Genomic DNA, 24,057 nt, shown 5'->3' with positions numbered 1-24,057 from the left:
CTTCGCCTGACGAGATCACCATGGCTGCATCACCCATCCCCTGCGATCCCACCCGCTGCCCGCTATGCGGCAAGGCCAATAGCTGCGCCCTCGCCACCGGTGGCGAGATCCACGATTGCTGGTGCCTGCAGACGCCGGTCGATCCAGCGGCCTTGACGCGCCTGCCCGAGGACGAGCGCAACCAGCGCTGCCTGTGCCCGGCCTGCGCGGCGGGTATTGCGCGCGAATCCCGCTGATGCGCCTGGACCGTTGGCTGGGCAACAGACCCGAACTGGGTCGCCAACTGGCCCGCCGTCTGCTCGCCGAAGGCCGGGTGCGGGTCAATGGCGCCACCACCCAGCAGGCCGAGCAGGAGGTGTTCACCTTCGATCGCATCGAGGCCGACGAACGCCTGCTGCAGGACGGTCCCGGCGGTCGCTATCTGATGCTGCACAAGCCACGTGGCTGCGTGAGCGCCACCGTCGACGCCCGCCATGCCACGGTGCTGGACTGCCTGGCAGCGGACCAGCGCGCCGACCTGCACCTGGCCGGCCGGCTGGACTTCAACACCACCGGCCTGCTGCTGCTCACCAACGACGGCCAGTGGTCGCGAGGCCTCAGTCATCCCCGCCACAAGCAGACCAAGCGCTACCGGGTCACCACCGCCGAGGTCATCCCACCGCAGTTGGTGACCGCCTTCGCCGAAGGACTCTATTTCGCCTACGAAGACCTCACCACCCAGCCCGCCCAGCTGGAGCTGCTGGATGAGCACAGCGCCTACCTGACCCTGGTCGAGGGCCGCTATCACCAGGTCAAGCGCATGTTCGGTCGCTTCGGCATCGAGGTCATCGCCCTGCACCGCGATCGTATCGGCGCGCTGCCCCTGGATCCGGCGCTGGCGGAGGGCGCCTATCGCTCGCTCACCGCTGCCGAGGTGGCCCTGCTACGTCCGGCGGATTAGGGGAACGGGACTCGGGAGTACCGGTCGGGATGCAGACACGCACCCTCCCGGAGACCTTTCATGCGTATCGACATCCCCTCCCTCGGTTTCGGCGGCGCCCCTCTGGGCAACATGTTCCGCGAGGTAGGCGACGCCGACGCCCGGGCGACCCTCGAAGCCGCCTGGGATGCTGGCATCCGCCTCTACGATACCTCGCCGCACTATGGCGCCGGTCTGTCCGAGCGCCGCTTCGCCGAGGTGCTGGCCGACAAACCGCGCGATGACTTCGTGCTCTGCAGCAAGGTCGGTCGCCTGCTGGAGCCGGCTGACCAGCCGGAAAACGCTCCGCCGTTCGTCAACGAACTGCCCTTCAAGCGGGTGCTCGACTATTCCGCCGAGGGTGCCCGTCGCTCCATCGAAGCCAGCCTGGAACGCCTCAAGACCGACCGCCTCGATCTGGTCTGGATTCACGATCTCTCGGAAGACCAGCACGGTCCGGCCTGGCGCGACTACTTCGCCCAGGCCATGCAGGGGGCGGCCAAGGCCCTCACCGAGATGCGCGAGGAAGGCCTGATCCTGGGCTGGGGCCTGGGCGTCAACCTGGTGGAACCCTGCCGGCTGGCGCTGGAGCAAAGCGATCCCGACGCCTTCCTGCTGGCCGGTCGCTATTCGCTGCTGGACCACCGCGAAGCCCTGGACACCCTCTTCCCCGAATGCGAACGCCGCGGCGTGGGCATCGTGGTGGGCGGGCCCTTCAACTCCGGCTTGCTGGCCGGCGGCAAGCACTACAACTATGCCGAAGCCGAGCCTGCGTTGCGCCGCAAGGTCGAATTGATCGAAGGCGTCTGCCAGGATCACGGGGTGGATATCCGCGCCGCGGCCCTGCAGTTCTGCCTGGCCCATCCCACCGTGGCCGCCACCATCCCCGGCAGCAGCACCCCGGCGCGGGCCCGGCAGAACGCTGAACTGCTGCGGGCGCCTATCCCCGCTGCCTTCTGGCGCAATCTGCGTGAGATCGGGGCATTGCCGGAAGATGCACCGACGCCAGCGTGAGCCCCTTTGCGTGAGTCAAGGGGGCGGCTGTGCTAGGCTCGCCGCCCCCTTTTCGACCCTGTCCACCGCCATGACCTCGCCCCGCCGCCCCCTGCCTGGCCGCCCCGCGCCCCTGCATCCACGCAATCGCCACCAGGGCAGCTATGACTTTCCGGCCCTGATGCGGACGAGCCCAGCGCTCAGGCCCTTCGTGGCACCGACGCCGCGGGGCAATCTGTCCATCGATTTCACCGATCCCCAGGCGGTTCGGGCGCTCAATCGGGCCTTGCTGGCGCTGCACCACGGCGTGCGGGACTGGGACATCCCCGCCGATTTCCTCTGCCCACCGATTCCCGGTCGGGCGGATTACCTGCATCATCTGGCCGATCTGCTGGCCGAGGGCACGGGTGGCCGGATTCCCCGTGGCGCGACGACGCGGCTGCTGGACGTAGGCACCGGCGCCAATGGCGTCTACCCGTTGATCGGCTTCAAAGAGTATGGCTGGCACTTCGTGGGCAGCGACATCGCCCCAGCGGCCCTGGACGCTTTCGGCCGCACCCTGGCCGCCAATCCGGATTGCGCCGCCGCCATCGAATTGCGCCACCAGCCGGATCCCCAGGCGATCTTCGCCGGCATCCTGCAACCTGGAGAGCGCTACGCCGCCACCCTGTGCAATCCGCCCTTCCACGCCAGCCCCGACGATGCCGTGCGCGGCAGCACGCGCAAATGGAAGAACCTGGGCAAGACCACGGGCAAGCAGGTTCCCCTGCTCAACTTCGGCGGCCAGGCGGCCGAACTCTGGTGCCCCGGCGGCGAGGCAGCCTTTATCGAACGGATGATTCGCGAGAGCCGCGCCTTCGCCAAGCAGGTCGGCTGGTTCACCTGTCTGGTGTCCAAGGTCAGCAACCTGCCGCTGCTACAGGCGGCGCTGCACCGCGAGCAAGCCAGCGAGATCCGTGTCGTGGCCATGGCCCAGGGCCAGAAGCAGAGTCGCTTTCTCGCCTGGCGTTTCGGCTAGGTGCTGTACGAAAAATGCCCGCGCGGCGATGCTTCGTTGAAAAAGGCGTGGATCGCCAGCCCGACCTAGGCCTCGTCTGACCTTAGCTCGTCGACCTTTCGTATAGCACTTGGTCGATCTTTCCACCCCTGCTTACCGCTACGGACGACGACCCTTCGGCGGCTTTCTGGCCGGTTTCGTCGGTACCGCCGGCTATTCGCGGAGCGGCCCCGGCACCGCTGCGGTTCGCCCGCCGAGGCATCTGGCGGGACTTTGACCCAGGTCGCAAGAGATTAGACCAAAGGATAATAGGCAAAGCCTATGAATTACGGGCTAGGCATCCCCGACCCTTCTCATTAAAATGTCCAGCAACAAAAACGCATGCGCACGTAGCCGCGCCCGAGACCTCTGTCTCCGGTCAGCCGCTGCCAAGGCCGCGCATTGCGTTTTTGCTCCGACTCCTCCGGTGACGCACAAGAGAGGGGCGGTGGAGGGACAAGAACCTGCCCTTGCGTGTTTCCGGCTGCATTCTGCCTTGCCCACTGCACATCTACCCATGTGCCATGGTGCCGCACCGCACCGAAACTCGATAAGCAGACCCCGCTTCTATCGATTGAGAGACCATATGCTGAAGAAAATGACTGGCGCGCTGCTCGGCGTAGCTATCGCCTCCGCCCTGGGCACCGCACAGGCCGAAGACATCAAGAAGGTCGACGTCCTGCTGATCGGCGGCGGCATCATGAGCTCCACCCTGGGCATCTGGCTGAACGAGCTGGAACCGAACTGGACCATGGAAATGGTCGAGCGCCTGGACAAGGTCGCCGACGAGAGCTCCAACGGCTGGAACAACGCTGGTACCGGCCACTCCGCCCTGGCCGAGCTGAACTACACCCCGGAAGACAAGGACGGCAAGGTCACCATCGCCAAGGCCATCGAGATCAACGAAGCCTTCCAGATCTCCCGTCAATTCTGGTCCTGGCAGGTCAAGAACGGCGTCCTCAAGGATCCGAAGAGCTTCATCAACAGCACCCCGCACATGAGCTTCGTCTGGGGTGACGAGAACATCGCCTTCCTGAAGAAGCGCTACGAAGCGCTCAAGGCCAGCCCGCTGTTTTCCGGCATGCAGTACTCGGAAGATCCCGCGCAGATCAAGCAGTGGGTTCCGCTGATGATGGAAGGCCGCGATCCCAAGCAGAAGATCGCCGCTACCTGGAGTCCGCTGGGCACCGACGTCAACTTCGGCGAGATCACCCGCCAGTTCGCCGCCAACCTGCAGTCCAAGCCGAACTTCAAGCTGAACCTGTCCAGCGAAGTCGAGAACATCACCCGCAATGCCGACGGCAGCTGGCGCGTGGAGTACAAGAATCTCAAGGACGGCAAGAAGACCGAGACCGACGCCAAGTTCGTCTTCATCGGCGCCGGCGGCGGTGCCCTGCACCTGTTGCAGAAGTCGGGCATCCCCGAGGCCAACGACTACGCCGGCTTCCCGGTGGGTGGCTCCTTCCTGGTCACCGACAATCCCGAGATCGCCCAGCAGCACCTGGCCAAGGCCTATGGCAAGGCCTCAGTGGGCGCACCGCCGATGTCGGTTCCGCACTTGGACACCCGCATGCTCGATGGCAAGCGCGTGATCCTGTTCGGGCCCTTCGCCACCTTCTCCACCAAGTTCCTCAAGCAGGGCTCCTACCTGGACCTGCTGACCAGCACCAACACCCACAACGCCTGGCCGATGGTGCGCGTGGGCGTGGCCGAATACCCGCTGGTGGAATACCTCGCCGGTCAGCTGATGCTGTCGGATGACGACCGCATGGCCGCCCTGCGCGAGTACTTCCCCAACGCCAAGAAGGAAGATTGGCGCCTGTGGCAAGCCGGTCAGCGCGTGCAGATCATCAAGCGCGACGCCGACAAGGGTGGCGTGCTGAAGCTGGGCACCGAGATCGTCGCGGCCAAGGACGGCAGCCTCGCCGGCCTGCTGGGCGCCTCCCCAGGTGCCTCGACCGCCGCGCCCATCATGTTGAGCGTGCTGGAGAAGGTGTTCAAGGACAAGGTCGCGACCCCGGAGTGGCAAGCCAAGCTGCACCAGATCGTGCCCAGCTACGGCACCAAGCTCAACGGCGATCCCGAGCGCGTGCAGCAGGAGTGGAACTACACCGCCGAAGTGCTGCAACTGGCCACCCCGCCGGTCGCCACCGGCAGCCAGAACGCCAAGGCCACCGTCAGCGCTCCGCGCGCCGACAAGGCCGCCAACGACATGGCGCTGTAAATCGCCGTCAGGCCCGCTGTGCAAGCAGCGGGCTCACCGCGATAAGCAAAGGCCCCACCCCGATCCGGCGTGGGGCTTTTTTTCGCCCCTGCATTGACCGTGATAGAGCCCTTGCGCCCAGCCAGGCCCTGTGACAAAAACCGCAACGGCGTGAATTTTTTCCCGCCAGACAGGCACTAAAACAGCAGCGATACGCCGAGGCAGCTCATTGCACGCCACAATGCTGATCTATCCTCGAGCCTTAACCGTTACCTGAATCTGGAGACACGATGACGGCACATCCCGCCCCGGGCATCCTGCATACCCGAGAAGGCCAGCGCCTGGCTGATACCGATGCCGCCGCCTGGCGGCAGTGGGGGCCCTACCTGAGCGAGCGCCAGTGGGCCACGGTCCGTGAAGACTACAGCGCCGATGGCGACGCCTGGCGCTACTTTCCCCATGACCATGCGCGCAGCCGTGCCTATCGCTGGGGCGAAGACGGCCTCGCCGGTTTCTGCGACAAGGCTCAGCAATGGTGCCTGGGCATCGCCCTGTGGAACGAGCGCGATCCCTTCCTCAAGGAACGCCTGTTCGGCCTGACCAACGCCGAGGGCAACCATGGCGAAGACGTCAAGGAGCTGTACTTCTACCTGGACGGAGTGCCGAGTCACGCCTACCAGAAGATGCTCTACAAGTATCCCCACGCCGCCTTTCCCTATGCCCAGCTCACCGAGGAAAACGCCCGGCGTGGCCTGAACGATCGCGAGTACGAGATCCTCGACACTGGCGTCTTCGCCGAAGATCGCTATTTCGACGTCACCGTCGAATACGCCAAGCACACCCCCGACGACATCCTCATGCGGGTCACCGTGGAAAACCGCGGGGCCGAGCGCGCCAGCCTGCGGGTGCTGCCGCAGATCTGGTCGCGCAACACCTGGGCCTGGACCGGCACCCCGCCGCGCTCCATGCTCAGCCTGGAAGGCGACCAGGTCCGCGCCAGCTATTTCGACCGGCCCGACCTGGTGGTGAGCGCCTGGGGCCCCCGCGAAGTCGAGTGGCTGTTCTGCAACAACGAAACCAACCTGCCCCGTCTTACCGGCGAGCCGGCCGAAGGCCCCTTCAAGGACGGCATCAACGACTACGTGGTGCGCGGTGCCCGCGAGGCGATCCGCCGCGACTTCGGCAGCAAGGCGGCCGCCCATTTTGCCGTGGAGCTGGAGGGTGGCGCCAAGACCGTGGTCTACCTGCGCCTGGCGCCCACCAACGCTCTGTCGGTGGATGCCGACGCCGTCTTTGCCGAGCGCATCGCCGAAGCCGATGCCTTCTATGCCGCCCTGCAGGAAAAGATCGCCGAGCCCGATGCGCGCCTGGTGCAGCGTCAGGCCCTGGCCGGCCTGCTCTGGTCCAAGCAACTCTACTATTTCGAGGTCAACCGCTGGCTCGATGGCGACCCGGCCCAGCCGACGCCACCCGCCCAGCGCCAGCGCATCCGCAACGGTCACTGGCGCCACCTGCTCAACTTCGACATCGTCTCCATGCCGGATAAATGGGAGTACCCCTGGTACGCCTCCTGGGACCTGGCCTTCCAGGCGGTTGCCTATGCGCTGATCGATCCCGGTTTCGCCAAGCAGCAGCTGCTGCTCCTGGTGAAAGACAGGTTCATGCACCCCAACGGCCAGTTGCCGGCCTACGAGTGGAATTTCGAGGACGCCAATCCGCCGGTGCACGCCTGGGCCACCTGGCACGTCTACCTGCAGGACAAGTCCCTGACCGGCGTGGGCGATCGGGTCTTTCTCGAACGGGTCTTCCACAAGCTGCTGCTGAACTTCTCCTGGTGGATCAACCGCAAGGACACCGAGGGTCGCAACATCTTCCAGGGCGGCTTCCTCGGCCTGGACAACATCGCCCTCTTCGACCGCTCGGCGCCCCTGCCGGAGGGCTATCACCTGGATCAGGCCGACGGTACCGCCTGGATGGCCGCCTATGCCCTGGACTTGATGCGCATCGCCCTGGAGCTGGCCAAGGAAAATCCGGTGTACGTCGATCTGGGGGTCAAGTTCTTCGAGCACTTCCTGCACATCGCCGGCGCCATCAACCACAGCGACGATCGCGAAGACGGCCTCTGGGACGAACAGGACGAATTCTTCTATGACGTCCTGCACAAGGCCGATGGCAGCGCCGAGCCGCTGCGCCTGAGGTCCATCGTCGGCCTCATCCCGCTGTTCGCGGTGCAGGTGCTGGAACAGCGCGAGCATGAAGGCCTGCCCGGCCTGGGCGGACGGCTACGCGGCTTCCTGCGCCAGCGTCCGGACCTCGCGCGACTGGTCTCGCGCTGGACCGAACCCGGCCAGGGCAATAGATTCCTGCTCTCGTTGCTGCGCGGCCATCGCACCAAGCTGTTGCTCAAGCGCATGCTGGATGATCAGGAATTCCTCTCCGAATACGGCATCCGCTCGCTGTCCAAGGCTCACGAGCAGCAGCCCTTCGAGATGCGCCAGGCCGACGGCAACCTGCTCAGTGCCCGCTACCAGCCGGCGGAATCGGATTCGCGCCTCTATGGCGGCAACTCCAACTGGCGCGGGCCGCTGTGGATGCCGATCAACTACATGCTCATCGAGTCGCTGCACGAATTCCATCGCTACTACGCCGACAGCTTCTCGGTGGAATACCCCAGCGGTTCCGGTTACCTGGCCAATCTGGAAGAGGTCGCCGACGGCCTCAGCCAGCGCCTGACCCGGCTGTTCCTCAAGGACGCCGACGGCAAGCGCCCGAGCATGGTCGACTATCCGCAATTGCAGAACGATCCGCGCAGTCGCGATCTGGTGCTGTTCCACGAGTACTTCCATGGCGAAAACGGCCGTGGACTCGGGGCCTCGCACCAGACCGGTTGGAGTGCCCTGGTGGCACTGCTGCTGCAACCCCGGCGCTAGCCCGAGCACGCCACGGTGCCGGCCCCGGCCGGCACCGTGGCAGACTGCAACAAGGCGGCAGTTTTCCTCGGCCGCCCTGGATACTATGCTCTAGTGCGGTGTTTAAGAAGTTCGCGCAAGAAATGGCGAGTGATTTTTGTTCTTGGGCAAGGCGCCGCGACGAGTCATGGCAGGGCTATGGCTAGGCGTGGCAACGCCGTCCAAGGAGCAAAAGCACCGCCAACATTGTGCAGTTAACTTCTGAAACACCACACTAGCCAGAGACCCGCCTTCGCGAGCCCGCATGACTCTCCCCGATGACGTCCAGCGTCTCCACGCCTTGAGCGAATTGCAGATTCTCGATAGCGGAGCCGAAGCCGCCTACGAGGACATCGTCGCGCTGGCCTGCCAGCTGACCCGGGCGCCTGTGGCCTTCATCACCCTGGCCGATCGGCACCGACTCTGGTTCAAGGCCTGCCAGGGCGTGACGATGAGCGAGATGCCGGTCGACGCCTCTCTCTGCCACTTGGCGATCCGCACCCCTCGTCAGCCCTTTCTGGTGGAAGACCTGCAAGAGGATCCACGGGTCGCGCACCTCAGATCGGCCCCCGGCCTGGAACGGATGCGTGCCTACCTGGGCATTCCCCTGCTCGATGGGCGCGGGATCGCCCTCGGCACTCTCTGCGTGATGGACGATCGCGTCCGCCGCTTCGAGGCTGTCCAGGTGGAAAATCTGCAACGCCTGGCCCGGCAGGTCACGAGGCTGCTGCAGCAGCGCGACACCCTGCGCCAGCTGGAAGAGCTGGACATCAACTTTTCCGCCTTCATGAACAACGGGCCCTTCATCGCCTATATCAAGGACCGCGACTGGCGCTATGCCTATGTCAACGAACCCTTCCTGCAGCAACTGGAGCTGACCCGCGAGGAGGTCCTCGGCCAGGACGACTTCAGCATCTGGCCAGAGGCGGCGCCACGCTTTCGCCAGGTCGACGAGCAGGTGATGAACGAACTCAAGCCGAGTCGACTCGTCGAGCGCATGACTGTCCACGACGGTAGGCGCATCTTCTGGCAGTCCTACAAGTTTCCCCTGGTCACCCGGCAGGGCATCGCCCTGGCCGGATTGTCGGTGGATGTCACCGAGCACATAGAGCAGCAGCACATGCTGGAGGCTTCGCAGCGCCAGTTGCTGGGCATGATGCAGGCCGCCGAGCAGCGCAGCGTCACCGATGCCCTGACCGGCCTGTTCAATCGACGCGCCTTCGACCTGCGCCTGGCGGAGCACCTGCTGCGCGCCGAGGAGCAGCGCACGCCGCTGTCCATGCTGTTGATCGACGTGGATCACTTCAAGGCCTACAACGATGCCTATGGTCACCAGGCGGGTGATAGCGCCTTGCAGACCGTTGGCCAGTTGCTGCTGCAGAGCTGTCGCGACAACGACGCCTGCTTCCGCTACGGCGGCGAGGAATTCGCCATCCTGCTACCGGGTGCCGATCTCACCGCGGCCCATCTGGTGGCCGAGCGCTGCCGCGCTGCGGTCGCCAACCATGCCTGGTCGCGGCGCCCCATCACCCTGAGCGTCGGTCTGGCTACCCACAGGGCCGGGATGGATGCCTACACCCTCACCGAAGGCGCTGATCGAGCGCTCTATGCGGCCAAGGGCGCTGGCCGCAACCGCATCGCCGCCGAGTCCGGCCCCGTCTCGCCGCCCAGCCAGGAATGACGCCCAACAAAAAACCCGCCGAAGCGGGTTCTTTGTTGCGACCATCCCAACGTCCTGTCAGGCGCCATCCTGGCCTGGTCTTCGTCCGTGACCTCAGGGCTGCGCATCCTGCGCGGCTGATGGGTGTAGATTACGCAGCCCCCGCAGGTGGCAACATGGCCAGGTGACACCAGTGCGTGTAAGCCTTTTGCCATACCCCGCCCGATCCGCCTACCGACCTCAAATAGCGCCCAACAAAAAACCCGCCGAAGCGGGTTCTTTGTTGCGACCATCCCAACATCCTGTCAGGCGCCATCCTGGCCTGGTCTTCATCCGTGACCTCAGGGCTGCGCATCCTGCGCGGCTGATGAGTGTAGATTACGCAGTCCCTACAGGTGGCAACATGGCCAGGTGACACCAGTGCGTGTAAGCCTTTTGCCATACCCTGCTCGGTCCACCCGCCGGCCCTGAATCGCGCCCAACAAAAAACCCGCCGAAGCGGGTTCTTTGTTGCGACCATCCCAACGTCCTGTCAGGCGCCATCCTGGCCTGGTCTTCATCCGTGACCTCAGGGCTGCGCATCCTGCGCGGCTGATGGGTGTAGACTACGCAGCCCCCGCGGATGGCAACATGGCCAGGTGACACCAGTGCGTGTAAGCCTTTTGCCATACCCCGCCCGGTTCACCTGCCGACCTCAAATCGCGCCCAACAAAAAACCCGCCGAAGCGGGTTCTTTGTTGCGACCATCCCAACGTCCTGTCAGGCGCCATCCTGGCCTGGTCTTCATCCGTGACCTCAGGGCTGCGCATCCTGCGCGGCTGATGGGTGTAGATTACGCAGTCCCCGCAGGTAGCAACATGGCCAGGTGACACCAGTCGGTGTAAGCCTTTTGCCATAGCCTGGGGAACATGGCGATCGCCGCCTCGACTAATGCTGACCCCGCCGAAGATCCGCCATGGCCCTCTCGACCTCCTTCGCTATCGTGCAACAGCAGATGCGCCGCGCCGCCGGCCTGGTCTGGAGTACCTCACCCGCGCTGATGATCAGCCTGATCCTGGCGACCCTGGTCGCCGGCCTGCTTGGGGCAGCGCATCGTCGATGCCGTGGTGGCGGCCATGCGGCTGCATGCCGACCAGGGCCAGGCACCGCTATGGCCGGTGCTGAAGTTCGTGCTGGCCGAAGCCGGGGTACTGGCGGCCCTGGCGGGCGCCCAGCGGCTGCTGTCGGTGCAGCAATCGCTGCTGCGGGTACGCCTTGGGCAGACCGTGAATCTATTGATCCTGGAAAAGGCCCAGACCCTGTCGCTGGCGCAATTCGAGGACGCCGAGTTCTACGACAAGCTGGTGCGAGCCCGGCGCGAGGCTTCGATGCGACCGCTGGCCCTGGTGACCAAGTCCCTCACCTTGCTGCAGAACCTCATCTCCCTGGTCAGCTTCGCCGTGCTGCTGGTGCATTTCTCGCCCTGGGCGCTGCTGTTGCTGGTGGTGGGCGCCCTGCCGGTGTTCCTCGCCGAGGCGCGCTTTTCCGGCGATGCCTTTCGGCTGTTCAGCCGGCGTGCGCCCGAGACCCGCCGCCAGACCTATCTGGAAACCCTGCTCTCCCACGAGGCCTACATCAAGGAGGTCAAGCTGTTCGGCCTGGCGCCGCTGCTGCTGGAGCGCTATCGCACCACCTTCACCAAGCTCTATGCCGAGGACCGCCGCCTGACCCTGAGGCGTGACGGCTGGGGGTTCGTCTTTGGCCTGCTGGGCACCCTCGCCTTCTATGCCGCCTATGCCTGGGTGGTGCTCGATACCGTGCGCGGTCGCCTGAGCCTGGGCCAGATGACCCTCTATCTCACCCTGTTCCGCCAGGGTCAGGCGGCGGTCAGCGCCAGCCTGACGGCCCTGGGCGGGCTCTACGAAGACAGCCTCTACCTGAGCAATCTCTACGACTATCTGGGCCAGCCGACCAGTGCCGAGGGCGGCAGTCTCACCCTGGGCAGCCAGCCTGGCGATGGCCTGAGATTCGAAGGGGTCGGCTTCACCTATCCGGGTGCGACCGCGCCGACGCTAGAGGACATCAGCTTTCACCTGGCGCCGGGCCAGAGCCTGGCCCTGGTGGGGGCCAATGGTTCGGGCAAGACCACCCTGATCAAGTTGCTGACCCGCCTGCACAGCCCGACGCGGGGCCGTATCCTGCTCGATGGCAGCGATCTGCAGGAGTGGCAGCCGGCGGCGCTGCACAGGCGCATCGGCGTCATCTTCCAGGACTTCATCCGCTACCAGCTCACCGCCGGCGAGAACCTGGGGGTCGGCGATACCGCGGCCTTCCACGACGAGGCACGCTGGCGCAAGGCGGCCGAGCAGGGCCTGGCCGACGAGGTCATCGCCGGCTTGCGCGAAGGTTACGCGACCCAGTTGGGGCGCTGGTTCCTGGGCGGCCAGGAATTGTCCGGCGGGCAGTGGCAAAAGATCGCCCTGTCGCGCGCCTATATGCGCGAAGACGCCGATATCCTGGTGCTGGACGAACCCACCGCCGCCCTGGACGCCGCCGCCGAAGCGGTGATCTTCGAGCGCTTTCGGGCCCAGGCGCAGCAGCGCATGACCCTGCTGATCTCGCACCGCTTCTCCAGCGTGCGCAACGCCGATCAGATCCTGGTGCTGGAAGGTGGAGAGATCCGCGAACGCGGCGATCATGACCATTTGCTGGCCAGCGGCGGCCGCTATGCCCAGCTGTTCGATCTGCAGGCCCGGGGTTATCGCTGATCGCCGGTGGCGAACTTCGCGCAGGGCGCTCTGCCCAACCTTAACAACCACTCGCGGAGGCCGCATGAACGATCAGATCAAGGAAAACCCCGACGACCTGGACATCGATCCGGACATCGCGCCCGATCCCGAAGAGCCCGTAGGCGATAATTCGGATGACAAGCCGGTTGAGGAACGCCTGCCGCAGAAGAATCCGCGCGATCCGGAGTACAGCTGATGAACGCCATCCTGCCGCTGCCCGAGGATGAAGATCCGGAAGGGCTGCATCCGGCGGAGCTGCCGGCCGACGAAGACGACGCGCCGCCGGTGGATCCGCTGTGACGTCTAGAGTCAGTATCCGGATGAATCTGGCGTAGGGTTTGCTCTCACCCTAGCCCTCTCTTGGAGGGAGAGGGGGAAATAGCGGCCCGTAGGTTGGGTTGAGCGCAGCGAAGCCCAACGCTTTTCAGGTCGGCACAGGTTTGTTGGGCTTCGACGATGGGGCTGTCTCAGCCCAACCTACGGATATTCCGCATCATGAAAAAGGTCCGCCGTAGCGGACCTTTTCTTTGGCCTTATTTCGGGCCGGGTTGCGGTTGGTAGAGTTCGAGCAGCTTGAGCGTGACGCCGTTGGTCCAGCCGAAGCCGTCCTGCAGCTCGTACTCGCCGCCGCCACCGCCCTGACCACCGGTGAGGTCGTATTTTTCCACCAGCTTCTGCTCCCGGGCGTAGAGATTCTGCACCTGGGTCAGGAAGCGGGTACCGATGTCCGCCGCCAGCTTGTCCTGCTGGTAGCGGCGCAGGCCATCCACGGCCACCCACTGCAGCGGTGCCCAGCCATTGGGCTCATCCCACTGCTGGCCGGTCTTGACCGTGGTGGTGGCGATACCACCCGGACGCAGCAGCTGGTTGGCCACGGTCGCGGCGGTCTGGTCGGCGCTGCTCTGGCTGGCCGCACCGACGAACAATGGGAACAGCGTCGCCGCGGTGACCTTGTCAGTGCGGCGCTTGGCCTGCCAGTCGAAGTCGGTGTAGTAGCCGGCGGGATTCCACAGGTAGCGATCGATGGCCTGCTGGCGGGTCTTGGCCTTCTGGCTGTAGGCCTGGACGCAACTGGCCTCGCCGGTCTTTTCGCAGGCCTTGGCGATGGTCTGTTCCAGATGATAGAGCAGGCTGTTCAGATCCACCGGGGCGATGGCGGTGGTGCGGATGGTCGCCAGGGTCTTGCCATCGCCGAGCCAGCGCGAGGAAAAGTCCCAGCCACTTTCGGCGCCCGCGCGCAGGTCTCGATAGACCTCGCCGGCCGGTCGACCCTTGGCCTGGGCGGCGGTGGCCAGATCTTCCATATAGGACTCCTGGCGCGGGGTATCGCGGGCATCCCAGTAGCGATTGAGCAGGGTGCCGTCGGCCAGCTTGACCACATGGGCATTGGCCTGGCCTGCCTGCAGCCCTTCGGCGCCGGCCATCCAGTAGGCGTATTCCTTCTGCAGCTGTGGCAGGTAGCGACGATAGGCGGAATCGCCTTCCAGGCTGGCCTGCAGGTCGACCATATAGGCGAAGAACGGCGGCTGCGAGCGACTTAGATAGTAGCTGCGATTGCCGTTGGGGATGTGGCCGTAGACGTCGATCTCATGGGCGAAGTTGTCCACCATGTCGCGGACCAGGTCGGTGCGCCCATCCTTGGCCAGGCCCAGCATGGTGAAGTAGGAATCCCAGTAGTACACCTCACGGAAGCGACCGCCCGGTACCACATAGGGCTTGGGCAGCGGCAACAGGCTGCTGTAGGCCGGGACCTCTTCGTAATGGCGGGTCAGTACCGGCCAGAGATCCTTGACGTGGGTGGGCAGGTTGGCACCCGCCTTGGGCGGCTCGGCCTTGATCGGAGCGGATTCTTCGAAGTTGGCGCTGACGAAGGCCTTGAGATCGAAGCCTGGCTTGTCGCGCTGGGCCAGGTAGTCCTGGCGGATGTCGGCCGGATTGCGCTTGGGCAGGGCATCGACGAAGTGCTTCTGGTCGGTGAACAGCTTGCCCTGCTGCACCGCGGCGAACAGCTCGGGATAGGCCTGGTCCGGCGGCACGGCGCGGGCGTTGCTGGCGTCACGCCAACTCCAGGTCGGGGTTTCCGGCTTGCTGCCCTCATGGGCGCAGGCGGCGAGAAAGGCGATGGACAGGGACAGGACGAGCATCCGCGCGGGTGGCGCAGGTGGCAGGCGTTTCATGAAGCGCTCCTTTTCTTGTCGACACGACAGCAGCCGCAACAGACGTTGCGACACGAAAGGATCGACCCTGAAGCGCCGCGACAGTTCGCCGCGACGGGCTCAGCTACCCGGGCGCAGACGCCTCACGCTGCGCGCCAGTTCCTCCAGGCCGAAGGGCTTGCCGATGAGTTCGACGCCCTCCTCGGCCAGCTCCGGCAAGGACGCGGGATCGGCCTGGCCGGACAGATAGAGCACCGGCAGTCCGGGGCTGGTGGCCCGCGCCTGCTCGGCCAGTTGCCGGCCATCCAGCCCGGAGAGGCCGAGACTGGTCACCAGCAGATCGATGCGCAGGGTGCCCGAGGCGATGAGGGCAACCGCGGTGGCGCTGTCGGCCACCGCCAGCGGGGTATAGCCCAGTTCCGCCAGCACCTCGCCGATGATGACGCGAACCTCGCGCTCTTCCTCGACGATCAGCGCGCAGTCACCGGAGACTTCCGGCAGCACCGGGCCTTCGGCTTCGCTGGGGGTGGGTTGCACCTCGGGCTGGGCCAGCAACCGCGGCAGATAGAGACTGATGCAGGTGCCCTCGCCCACCACCGAGTGGATTTCCACCTGGCCACCGGATTGGCGGACGAAACCATAGATCATCGACAGGCCGAGACCAGTGCCGCGACCGCTGGGCTTGGTGGTGAAGAAGGGCTCGCAGGCACGTTTGAGGGTATCGGCGTCCATGCCGGTGCCGGTATCGCAGACCTGGATACGGACGAAATCACCGGCCACCGTCTCGATCGGCAAGCCGATGCTGAGGGGGCCGCTGACGTTTTCTAACCGGATGCTCAGATTGCCGCCTTCGGGCATGGCGTCGCGGGCGTTGATGGCCAGGTTGAGGATGGCGTTTTCCAACTGGTGCGGATCGCAATGCAGCAGCCAGAGGTCGGCGTCCAGCTGGACGTCCTTGCGGATCTTCTTGCCCAGGCTGTGGCGCAGCAACTCGTGCATGCCCTGCACCAGCTGACCGGCATCCACCGGGCGCGGTTCGAGCACCTGACGGCGGGCGAAGGCCAGCAGGCGCTGGGTCAGGGCAGCGGCGTTCTCGGCCGAGCGGGTAGCGGTATCCAGATAGCGCTCCAGCTCCTGGATGCGTCCCTGCTGCACCCGCCGACGCATCAGGTCGAGCGAGCCGACGATGCCGGTCAGCAGGTTGTTGAAGTCGTGGGCGATGCCGCCGGTGAGTTGGCCGATGGCTTCCATCTTCTGCGCCTGGCGCAGTTCCTCTTCCAGGGCCACCAGCTCCTGGCTGCGCACCTCGATGCGTTCTTCCAGGTTGCGGTTGAGTTCGTCCAGGGCCTCGCGGGCCCGCACGGTTTCGCTGACGTCGCGAGAGATGGAGAGGAATTTCAGGGGGGTGCCGTCATCGCCCAGGATCGGCGTGACCACCACGTCCCACCAGCGCCGGGTGCCCTTGGCGGTGGGCGCGAGCCCGGTGAAGCGGCCGATGCCGCCGTGGCGCGCCGCCTCGATCGCGGCCAGCACCTCGTGACGCTGCCCCTCGGGCCAGAGTTCGGCCCAGAGGCGCCCCTGGAAGGGAATGAAGTCATCGATCTCCATGACCATCAGGCCGCCCGGATTCATGTATTCCAGGCGCCCTTCCAGATCGATCAGCTTGATGCAGTCGACGCTGCAGACCATGACGCTGCGCTTGAAGGCCTCGCCCTGCCAGAGTTCCGCCTCATGGCGGCGCTGCGCGGTGACGTCTAGCAGTACGCCGCCGGCCTCGCGCCGCTGGAACTGCAGGCAGCGCAACTGGCCATCGGCACCCTGGTGCCAGGCCTCCCAGACCTGCCCTGGCGCGGGCAGCAGTCCCTCGGGCGGCGTACTGCGACTCTGCAGGCCGCTCAGCACCTCGGCGGGTGGAAGGCCCCGGGCCAGCGCCTCGGCGTCCCGTTCCAGCATGGCCGCACAGGCGGCATCCGCGCGCCATTCGGCGCGGCTGGGATCGTATTCGAACAGGCCGACGGCAAGGAATTGGGACATGGTGGGTAGGTGGCCGGTAGGAAAAGGAGATGTCATAACGCCATCAAAGACGGCGAACCTGTCTACGTTAACAGTTTCATCGTTTCGCTTCGCGCTGCGCTTCGACCACTGCGCCGGAAAAATTACTCACTCGGTCGCGTTTTTCTCCACGGCATAGCGCCGCTCCAGACCGCTGTGACCCAGACCGACGCCCTTGCGCACCTTGAGCTGCACCGGAATGCGTTCCTTGAGCGCCTCCACGTGGCTGATGATGCCGATGGTCTTGCCGCTGGCATTGAGCTGGTCGAGGGCATCCAGGGCGACCTCCAGGGTTTCGCCATCGAGGGTGCCAAAGCCCTCGTCGAGAAACAGCGAATCGATGCCGGTGCGCTGACTGACCAGATCCGACAGGGCCAGCGCCAGAGCCAGACTCACCAGGAAGCTCTCGCCACCGGACAGGGTACGGATGTCGCGCAGGGCATCGGCCTGCCAGGTGTCGAGGATCTGCAGTTCCAGTTCCGCCGCCTGGCGCCGGATCAGCCGATAGCGGCCGTGCAGACGCATGAGCTGACCATTGGCCAGGTGCACCAGGTGATCCAGGGTCAGGCCCTGGGCGAACTTGCGGAATTTGGCGCCGTCGGCCGAGCCGATCAGGCCGTTGAGGTGCTGCCAGAGATCGTGATCGCGCTCCTGGGCGGCGATCTCGCCGAGCAGGGCCTGCAGGCCGTCCCGGCGCCGTTCGTCTTCGCGCAGGGCGGCGTTGACCTCGCCCTGGCGCTGGCCCAGCGCACGCAATTCGGCGCTGGCGGCGGCCAGTTCGGCATCCAGCTCGGCGGCGCTGCGCTCGGTCTGCGGCGCGGCGTTCAAGGTTGCCAGGCGTTCCTGCGCCGCACCGGCCAGGGCGCGAGCCTCGGTCAGGGCGGTCTCCAGGCGGCTGCGCTCCGCGGTCAGGGCGCTGTGCTCGCTGTCGTCCAGTTGCGCGGCGCGCCAGGCGTCGGCATCGGCGAAGGCACTGGCGGCCAGGGCGGCCTGCCAGCGCTCGTCGGCCTCGCGGGCCTGGCGTGTTTCACCCGCCAGCCGCTCGTGCAGCGCCTGGCGGGTCCCCTGCAGCGCCGCGCCCTGGTCGCGGCAGTCCTCCCAGGTCGTGGTGGCCTCAACGAGGACGGCGGCGGCGTCTTGCGGCGCTACCGTGGCAGGCGCGACCTCGCCAGCGCGCTGGCGCCAGGTCGCCACCAGCGGGGCAAGCGTGGCCAGGCGCTGGGCGCTGTCCTTCAAGCGCTGCTGCAACGCCTGCGCTCGTTGGCAATCGGCCTGCCAGACTCGCCATTCCTGGTCGCGCTGGGCCAGCCATTCCGCCGCGCGACGGGGTACCTCATGGCCCCAGCCGGCCAGCTCCTCGCCCAGTCGACGCTCGGCACTGGTCTGTTGCGCCTGGGCTTCGCGCTGCTCGTCGGCCCCCTCGGCCAGCGCCTGGCGAGCCCGCTCCCAGGCCGCCTCGGCCAGGGCCAGGCGCTGTTCGGCATCGGCCTGCTGGCGCGCCAGGCGCAAGGCCTCCTGGCGGCTTTCCTCGCCCTGCTGGCGCAGACCATCCAGGGTGGCGAGCACCTGCTGGATGCGCGCCAGTTCCTGATCCTGACGGCGGCGCAATTCGGCCACCGCGCCGGGCGCCTCGGGATCGGCGCCCAGGGCCGTGCAACGCTGGCGCCAGAGTTCGCCCAACTGCTCCAGTTGTTGACCGGCCTCGGTCTGCTGCTCGTTGGCCTGATCGAGTTGCGCCTTGAGCGCGGCCAGGGCCTCGCTGAGTTCCTTGCCCTCCTGGGTCAGGCGCTCCAGCTCGGCCTTGGCGTCCTGCAGGGCGGTCTGGGTGGCGGAGACGTCCAGAGCGGCATAGTCGGCCACCGCAGGATGCTCGCGAGAGCCGCACAGCGGACAGGGTTCGTCGGGCTGCAATGCTGCGCGCTGGGCTTCCAGGCTGCGGATGACCCGCTCCTGTTCGAGCAGCTTCTCGCGCTCGCGCACCTGCTGGGCCACTTCGCGATAGCGTCCGCGCAGGGCATCCAGGCGCACCTGATGATCGCCATGCTGGCGCTGGCGCTCGCCCTGGCTGCGGGCCAGGCGCTCCAGCTGGGTCTGCAGCTGGCGCCGACGCTCGACCAGCTGATCCAGCTGGTCCACCTCATTGACCCGGCCCAGCGCAGCCTGCCAGAGGGCGCGCCAGGCCTTTTCGTCGCGCCCGTCCAGCGCCGCCTGCCAGCGTTCGGTCTGGGCGTGCTCCGCCGCCTGGGCCTGGGTGGCTTGCTCGCGGGCGCGGGTCAGCGCCCCCTGCTGGGCCTCGCGCTCCTCGGCCAGCAACTGCAGCTGGCGGGTCTGCTCCTCCTGACGCCGCGTCAGGCGCGCCAGGGCCTCGGCTCTTTCGTCGCGTAGCGCCAGTTGGCTGCGCCAATCGCCCAGGCGTTCGCCGAGTTCGGCATGGCGGCTACGCTCGGCCAGGCTCTCGGTCAGGTGGTGCTGCTCCTCGAGCGTACGCGCCTGCTCCGCTTCGGCCTGGCGCAGCTGTTCGCCACTGGCGCCCAGGGCCTGGGCCAGGGCAACGTCACGGCGACTGGCCAGAATCTGGATGCGTTGATCGAGCTGTTCCAGCTCTTCCCGGCTGCGCTGTTCGCGGGTCTGGGCCTCGCGCCAGGCCTGTTCGATGGGCAGCAATCGCGCCGCCGGTTCGGCCGCCGCCAATCGCTGGCGCTGCGGCTCGGCGGCCTCCCAGGCCTGCTGTGCCGCGGCCAGGCGCGCCTCGGCCTGCTGCTCGCCCGCCACCGCCTGCTCCAGGGCGGTCAGCCACTGGCGTTGGGTCTGCCAGGTCTTGAGGTCGGCGCCCAGCTGTTCTTCGCGCTGCGCCAGACCGAGACCCTCGGCGGCCAGCGCCTGACGGCGTTCATCGTCCAGCACCTCGACCCCCGCGACGCGCTGGCGCAGGCCGTCCAGCACGCCCTTGGCCTCCCGCGTCCGCTCGTATACCCGCTGGGATATCTGGCCGTACACAGCGGTCCCGGTCAGCTCTTCCAGGAGTTCGGCGCGCTGGCTGGCACTGGCTTCCAGGAAGGCGGCGAAGCCACCCTGGGCCAGCAGCATGGAACGGGTGAAGCGCTCGAAGTCGAGGCCGGTGAGTTCTTCGGTGAGCCTGAGCTTGTCACCGGTCTTTTCGGCGAGGATGGTCCCATCGAGACGGGCCAGTTCAACCTTGGGTGGCTGCAGGGCGCCATCGGCCCGATCCCGCGCGCGCCTCTGACTCCAGAAGGCCCGGTAGCGCTCGCCACGCACGGCGAATTCCACCTCGGCGAGGCAGTCGCCGGTATGGCGGGTCATGAGTTCGTTGCTCTCCCCGCCCACCTTGCTCATGCGTGGGGTGCGGTGATAGAGCGCCAGGCAGATGGCATCCAGCAGCGTGGTCTTGCCCGCCCCGGTCGGTCCGGTGATGGCGAACAGGCCACTGCTGGCGAAGGGTTCGGCGGTGAAGTCGATCTTCCACTCACCCTTGAGGGAATTGAGGTTCTTCAGGCGCAGGGTGAGGATCTTCATCGGGCTTTTCCAGGACGACTCGGCGAACCGCCGATTCTGGCATTGTTGGGCGCGCGCGCCCATGCCAACCGACCATTCGACCTATGGTCATGCCCGCTGCTGAACTTGCCTCCCGCTCCGTTCTCAACAGAAAGGTACCGCCTTGCAACAACGTTTCCCGGGAGGATCCGTCGTGCGCTCACCTCTGTCTCCCTTCGATTTTCTTGGCATGCCGCTGCTGATCGGCCTGGGCATCCTGGCACTGGTCAGTTGCGGTGGTGATGACAAGACCGCTGCGCTCTGGCAGCCGCTGACAACCTGGCTGGTCTAGCGGATAAAAAGCCCGACGATCCTGGGATCGCCGGGCGGCCCCTCAAGGCATGAACACCGCCCTCATGCAGTTCTTGTCCTTGGACTTGAACAGCTCGTAGCCATAGGGCGATTCCTCCAGACTCATCGGGTGGGTGAGCAGGTAGGACGGATCCAGCTCGCCTTTCTGGATGTGCTCGAACAGCCGCTCCACATAGCGCTGCCCCGGCTGCTGACCCGATCTCAGGGTCAGGGCCTTGTTGACGATGGCGCCCATGGGAAACTTGTCGATCAAGCCGCCATAGACCCCGATCACCGACACCGTACCGCCCTTGCGACAGGCGCGGATGGCCTGGCGTAGCGCCGACCCACGCTCGGTGTGCAGGCGCAGCATCTGCTTGGTCTTGTCGTAGGCGTAATCCAACTGGGTGCCATGGGCCTCCATGCCGACACAATCGATGCAGCGATCGGGGCCGCGCCCGCCAGTCAGTTCCAGCAAGGCTTCATGGATGTTGGTGGTCTCGTAGTCGAGGACGATGGCACCGGCCTTCTCGGCCGCCAGCTGCAGGCGATCGCTGAAGCGGTCGATGGCGATGACCCGCTCGGCGCCCAGCAGGTAGGCGCTGCGAATGGCCATCTGGCCAACGCCACCACAACCCCAGACCGCCACGGTATCACCGGGCTGGATGTCGGCGATGTCGGCGGCGTAGTAGCCGGTGGGCACGGCGTCGGACACGAACACCGCCTGGGCATCGCTGACGCCGTCGGGCACCTTGAACAGGTTGACGTCGGCATAGGGCACCCGCACGTAGGTCGCGTGGCTGCCGGCATAGCCGCCGAAGGCGTGGCTGTAGCCAAAGATGCCGGAACAGGGCTGCCCGTAGGCCAGTTCGGTCATTTCAGGCTTGGGATTGCTGTTGTCGCAGCAGTTGTAATCCTCGCGCTGGCAGTGCTCGCAGTCCCCACAGCCGATGATGGAGACGGTCACCACTCGATCGCCCACGGCCAGGCCCTGGTTGCGCAGGCTGCTGCCCAGCTCGACGATCTCGCCGAGGAATTCGTGGCCGATGATGTCGCCGGGTTTCATCGCCGGGACATAGCCGCCCAGCAGGTGCAGGTCCGAGCCACACACCGAGGACATGATGATGCGCACGATGGCATCGCGCGGATTGAGGATCTCCGGATCCGGGACGGTTTCCACCTGCAGGCGGTTGGGGGCTTGCCAGGTCAGGGCACGCATCAATTCGCCCTCCCCGGAGTACCAAGGCCCGCGTCGATGTCAGCCGAGGGTTCATCGGCCGGGCGAGTCACCGGCGGATGGGGTGGCGCCAGCGGGCGACCGCTACGCGAGACTTCTGGGGTGGCGATCTCGCCGGTTTCCAGTTGCTGCTTGAGGCGGCGCAGGCCGAGGTTGACCGCCTTGCCGGTGAAGCGGCTGATGCCTTCGGTGACGGCATGGCCGAGCAGGCCGGCCGGGGCTTCGCAGGCCAGCACGACCTGCACCAGGGTGCCACGGCCCTGGGGGGCGTCACTGAAGGTCAGGCTGGCCTTGTGCGCCATGAAGGTGCCGGGCACGGTGCTCCACAGCAGGAACTCGTTCTCGCGGCGCTCGCTCTGCTCCAGGGTCCAGCTCAGGGTGCGTCCCAGGGGACCGGAGGCATGCCAGTGGCTGTCGCCATCGGCGCCCAGCTCGATGCGATCAACGAACGGCAGCAGCTCGCGCAGGTGCTGCAGATCGGCGCAGTAGGCGAACACCTCTTCACGCGGCTTGGCGATGGTCACGCTGCGCTGGATGGCGGTGGGATTGCGCCAGCCCCAGCGTTCGCCCAAGGCTTGCTCGAAGGGCGACGGCTGCAGTGCGGCCTTGAGTTCGCAGCGCTGGCGTACCCCGCGGCTGAGGGCCATGGCGCCCAGGGCCATCTTCACGCAGCCGGTCAGGCCACCGCGGCGCAGGCCGCCAAGGATCAGCAAGCCACCGCCCAGCAGGGAAACCACCCGTTCGGTGCCCTGGACATTGGCTACCTGGTTGTCGGAACGCTCATGGCGCGTGGCGGCGAGGGGTTGCGATAGGTCGTGCATGGGGTCTCCTCCGGTATGGGCTACATAGAGAGGGTGACCCCAGCGCGTGGGACGTTGTTCCGAAGGGGAAAAGCGGTCCGATGGACGCGTTTCGCTGCGATCAGGCGGGCAACTCGCCGAGAACCTCGCGGTAAAGGCCTTCCAGGCGGGTGCGCAGCTCGTCGTCCAGGGACTCTTCGGCCAAGCGCTGGCTGAAGACGTCCAGGGGACTGAGTTCTTCCAATGTTTCGCGCTGGGTGCCCTGCAGGGTGGGCGCCATCGCGCTGCGTGCGCGCCTGACGCGCAGTACCTCCAGCGGCAACTCGGCGACCAGGGCGGAGATGCGTGGCTGCAGATCGGCCAGGTAGTCGTCTCCGGTCACCACCACCTCGGCCCACACCGGGCACCCGGGGCGACCATCGGCAGCGGCCTCGATCAGCGCCGCACCCAGGGTATCGAGGCTGCCCTGCACCACGGCCAGGGGCTGGAAACAGGGCACCGCCACGGACGTCACCCGCTCCAGGGCGGTACCGAACTCCACCAGCAGGACCTGCTTGGCGCGCTCTTCGTCGAAACTCAGGCACAGTGGCGAGCCGCTGTAGCGCACCTGCTCCAGGCCGCCGACGCGCTGGGGCCGGTGGATATGGCCGAGGGCGATGTAGTCCGCCGGTGGAAAGGCGCTGGTGGGAAAGGCGTCGAGGCTGCCGACATAGATCTCGCGCACCGACTCGCTGGCGCTGGCGCCCACGGTGGTCAGGTGGCCGGTGGCGATGATCGGCAGGGCCATGCCCAGCTCGGCGCGGCGCGCCTCCGCCAGACCATGCAACTCGGCATAGTGCCCCTGGATGGCCTGTTGCAGCGCCTGGCGCTTTTCAGCGGCGCTTTGCCCGGCCTGGCTCTGCACCACGTCCCGTGGGCGGACGAAGGGAATGCCGCAGAGCAGCGCGCCGATCTCGCCATCGCGGCGACGCAACTCCAGCAACTGATCGGCCGGCGTCTCGCTGACGCAGGGGATCACCCGGGTGTCCAGGCAGGCCAGCAACTCGCGGGACTCGGCCAGCACCGCGGCGGAATCATGGTTGCCGCCCAGCACCACCAGGCTGGCACCGGTAACACGCAGGGCGACGATGAAACCGTTGTACAGCTCGCGGGCATAGCTCGGCGGCGTGGCGGTATCGAAGATATCTCCCGCCACCAGCACCACGTCCACTCCCTGCTCCTCCACCTGGTCGACCAGCCAGGCGAGAAAGGCGCGATGCTCGGCCTCGCGGGTGCGCCCAAGAAAGTGCTGCCCCAGGTGCCAGTCGGAGGTGTGCAGCAGGCGCAGGCCGCCTTGAGCGGTGGCCTTGCGGGCGCGCCTGGGCTTGGATTTTTCCTCGGGGACAGCGGCGGGCAGATCGAAC

The 24,057-nt window shown here is 66.3% G+C and carries 15 protein-coding genes and 1 pseudogene; 10 read left to right on the top strand and 6 right to left on the bottom strand.

Translation table 11 applies throughout. The features are described 5' to 3' along the window. The first annotated feature begins 20 nt into the window (after window positions 1-20). The 9 genes and pseudogenes from FEZ61_RS09215 to FEZ61_RS09175 all read left to right on the top strand — a co-directional run bounded on the left by FEZ61_RS09215 (window position 21) and on the right by FEZ61_RS09175 (window position 12,762). Window positions 21-236, top strand: a complete 216-nt coding sequence (locus tag FEZ61_RS09215) for a cysteine-rich CWC family protein (RefSeq protein WP_017641724.1) — start codon at window positions 21-23, stop codon at window positions 234-236. Further along, window positions 236-940 carry a pseudouridine synthase gene (locus FEZ61_RS09210; RefSeq protein WP_017641723.1) on the top strand — a complete coding sequence of 235 codons (705 nt, stop codon included), beginning with the start codon at window positions 236-238 and terminating at the stop codon, window positions 938-940. The genes FEZ61_RS09215 and FEZ61_RS09210 overlap by 1 nt, the downstream gene beginning before the upstream one ends. 60 nt (window positions 941-1,000) lie before the next feature. Further along, window positions 1,001-1,972 (top strand): aldo/keto reductase, encoded by a 972-nt coding sequence (locus FEZ61_RS09205; RefSeq protein WP_173148348.1) that lies wholly within the window; start codon window positions 1,001-1,003, stop codon window positions 1,970-1,972. A 70-nt stretch (window positions 1,973-2,042) separates the two neighbouring features. After that, a complete protein-coding gene (gene rlmF / locus FEZ61_RS09200; protein WP_017641721.1) occupies window positions 2,043-2,969 on the top strand; it encodes a 23S rRNA (adenine(1618)-N(6))-methyltransferase RlmF in 927 nt (308 codons plus the stop codon). 604 nt (window positions 2,970-3,573) lie between these two features. Then, window positions 3,574-5,211, top strand: a complete 1,638-nt coding sequence (gene mqo, locus FEZ61_RS09195; RefSeq protein WP_017641720.1) for a malate dehydrogenase (quinone) — start codon at window positions 3,574-3,576, stop codon at window positions 5,209-5,211. Between the two features lie 269 nt (window positions 5,212-5,480). Next, a complete protein-coding gene (locus FEZ61_RS09190) occupies window positions 5,481-8,120 on the top strand; it encodes a glucosidase (protein WP_017641719.1) in 2,640 nt (879 codons plus the stop codon). 283 nt (window positions 8,121-8,403) lie between these two features. Next, window positions 8,404-9,819 carry a diguanylate cyclase gene (locus tag FEZ61_RS09185; protein ID WP_017641718.1) on the top strand — a complete coding sequence of 472 codons (1,416 nt, stop codon included), beginning with the start codon at window positions 8,404-8,406 and terminating at the stop codon, window positions 9,817-9,819. 934 nt (window positions 9,820-10,753) lie between these two features. Beyond that, window positions 10,754-12,545 (top strand): annotated as a pseudogene (locus tag FEZ61_RS09180) (ABC transporter ATP-binding protein). 64 nt (window positions 12,546-12,609) lie between these two features. Beyond that, on the top strand, window positions 12,610-12,762 hold the full coding sequence (locus FEZ61_RS09175) for a hypothetical protein (RefSeq protein WP_173148346.1): 153 nt from the start codon (window positions 12,610-12,612) through the stop codon (window positions 12,760-12,762). A gap of 337 nt (window positions 12,763-13,099) precedes the next feature. On the opposite strand, the gene treA is transcribed toward FEZ61_RS09175, so the two are convergent. The 3 genes from treA to FEZ61_RS09160 form a co-directional block, all read right to left on the bottom strand. After that, window positions 13,100-14,743, bottom strand: coding sequence for an alpha,alpha-trehalase TreA (gene treA, locus FEZ61_RS09170; protein WP_173148344.1), 1,644 nt, complete (start codon window positions 14,741-14,743; stop codon window positions 13,100-13,102). A 99-nt stretch (window positions 14,744-14,842) separates the two neighbouring features. Continuing rightward, window positions 14,843-16,756, bottom strand: a complete 1,914-nt coding sequence (locus FEZ61_RS09165; RefSeq protein ID WP_173148342.1) for an ATP-binding protein — start codon at window positions 16,754-16,756, stop codon at window positions 14,843-14,845. Between the two features lie 126 nt (window positions 16,757-16,882). Continuing rightward, window positions 16,883-20,308, bottom strand: a complete 3,426-nt coding sequence (locus FEZ61_RS09160; protein WP_173148340.1) for an AAA family ATPase — start codon at window positions 20,306-20,308, stop codon at window positions 16,883-16,885. A 172-nt stretch (window positions 20,309-20,480) separates the two neighbouring features. Between FEZ61_RS09160 and FEZ61_RS09155 the strand changes: the two genes are divergently transcribed. Continuing rightward, entirely contained in the window at window positions 20,481-20,618 is a 138-nt protein-coding gene (locus tag FEZ61_RS09155; protein WP_156522344.1) for a hypothetical protein, read from the top strand. A 42-nt stretch (window positions 20,619-20,660) separates the two neighbouring features. Here the strand turns inward: FEZ61_RS09155 and FEZ61_RS09150 are convergent, their stop codons facing one another. From FEZ61_RS09150 to sbcD, 3 genes are all read right to left on the bottom strand, one after another. Then, entirely contained in the window at window positions 20,661-21,836 is a 1,176-nt protein-coding gene (locus FEZ61_RS09150; RefSeq protein ID WP_064308622.1) for a zinc-dependent alcohol dehydrogenase, read from the bottom strand. Next, a complete protein-coding gene (locus FEZ61_RS09145; RefSeq protein ID WP_173148338.1) occupies window positions 21,836-22,675 on the bottom strand; it encodes an SRPBCC family protein in 840 nt (279 codons plus the stop codon). Before FEZ61_RS09145 ends, FEZ61_RS09150 begins: the two co-directional genes overlap by 1 nt. A 100-nt stretch (window positions 22,676-22,775) precedes the next feature. Next, window positions 22,776-23,981, bottom strand: a complete 1,206-nt coding sequence (gene sbcD, locus FEZ61_RS09140; RefSeq protein WP_064308635.1) for an exonuclease subunit SbcD — start codon at window positions 23,979-23,981, stop codon at window positions 22,776-22,778. Between the last annotated feature and the right edge of the window lie 76 nt (window positions 23,982-24,057).

This window comes from Pseudomonas sp. MS15a(2019) (assembly GCF_013277805.1).
GTDB lineage: Bacteria > Pseudomonadota > Gammaproteobacteria > Pseudomonadales > Pseudomonadaceae > Chryseomonas > Chryseomonas benzopyrenica.
This window is presented reverse-complemented; position numbering and strand designations above follow the sequence as displayed.

Excerpts from the sequence above, each read along its gene's own strand:
- FEZ61_RS09215 (WP_017641724.1), top strand. The coding sequence starts at position 21 with ATGGCTGCATCACCCATCCCCTGCGATCCCACCCGCTGCCCGCTATGC.
- FEZ61_RS09210 (WP_017641723.1), top strand. The coding sequence starts at position 236 with ATGCGCCTGGACCGTTGGCTGGGCAACAGACCCGAACTGGGTCGCCAA.
- FEZ61_RS09205 (WP_173148348.1), top strand. The coding sequence starts at position 1,001 with ATGCGTATCGACATCCCCTCCCTCGGTTTCGGCGGCGCCCCTCTGGGC.
- rlmF (WP_017641721.1), top strand. The coding sequence starts at position 2,043 with ATGACCTCGCCCCGCCGCCCCCTGCCTGGCCGCCCCGCGCCCCTGCAT.
- mqo (WP_017641720.1), top strand. The coding sequence starts at position 3,574 with ATGCTGAAGAAAATGACTGGCGCGCTGCTCGGCGTAGCTATCGCCTCC.
- FEZ61_RS09190 (WP_017641719.1), top strand. The coding sequence starts at position 5,481 with ATGACGGCACATCCCGCCCCGGGCATCCTGCATACCCGAGAAGGCCAG.
- FEZ61_RS09185 (WP_017641718.1), top strand. The coding sequence starts at position 8,404 with ATGACTCTCCCCGATGACGTCCAGCGTCTCCACGCCTTGAGCGAATTG.
- FEZ61_RS09175 (WP_173148346.1), top strand. The coding sequence starts at position 12,610 with ATGAACGATCAGATCAAGGAAAACCCCGACGACCTGGACATCGATCCG.
- treA (WP_173148344.1), bottom strand. The coding sequence starts at position 14,743 with ATGAAACGCCTGCCACCTGCGCCACCCGCGCGGATGCTCGTCCTGTCC.
- FEZ61_RS09165 (WP_173148342.1), bottom strand. The coding sequence starts at position 16,756 with ATGTCCCAATTCCTTGCCGTCGGCCTGTTCGAATACGATCCCAGCCGC.
- FEZ61_RS09160 (WP_173148340.1), bottom strand. The coding sequence starts at position 20,308 with ATGAAGATCCTCACCCTGCGCCTGAAGAACCTCAATTCCCTCAAGGGT.
- FEZ61_RS09150 (WP_064308622.1), bottom strand. The coding sequence starts at position 21,836 with ATGCGTGCCCTGACCTGGCAAGCCCCCAACCGCCTGCAGGTGGAAACC.
- FEZ61_RS09145 (WP_173148338.1), bottom strand. The coding sequence starts at position 22,675 with ATGCACGACCTATCGCAACCCCTCGCCGCCACGCGCCATGAGCGTTCC.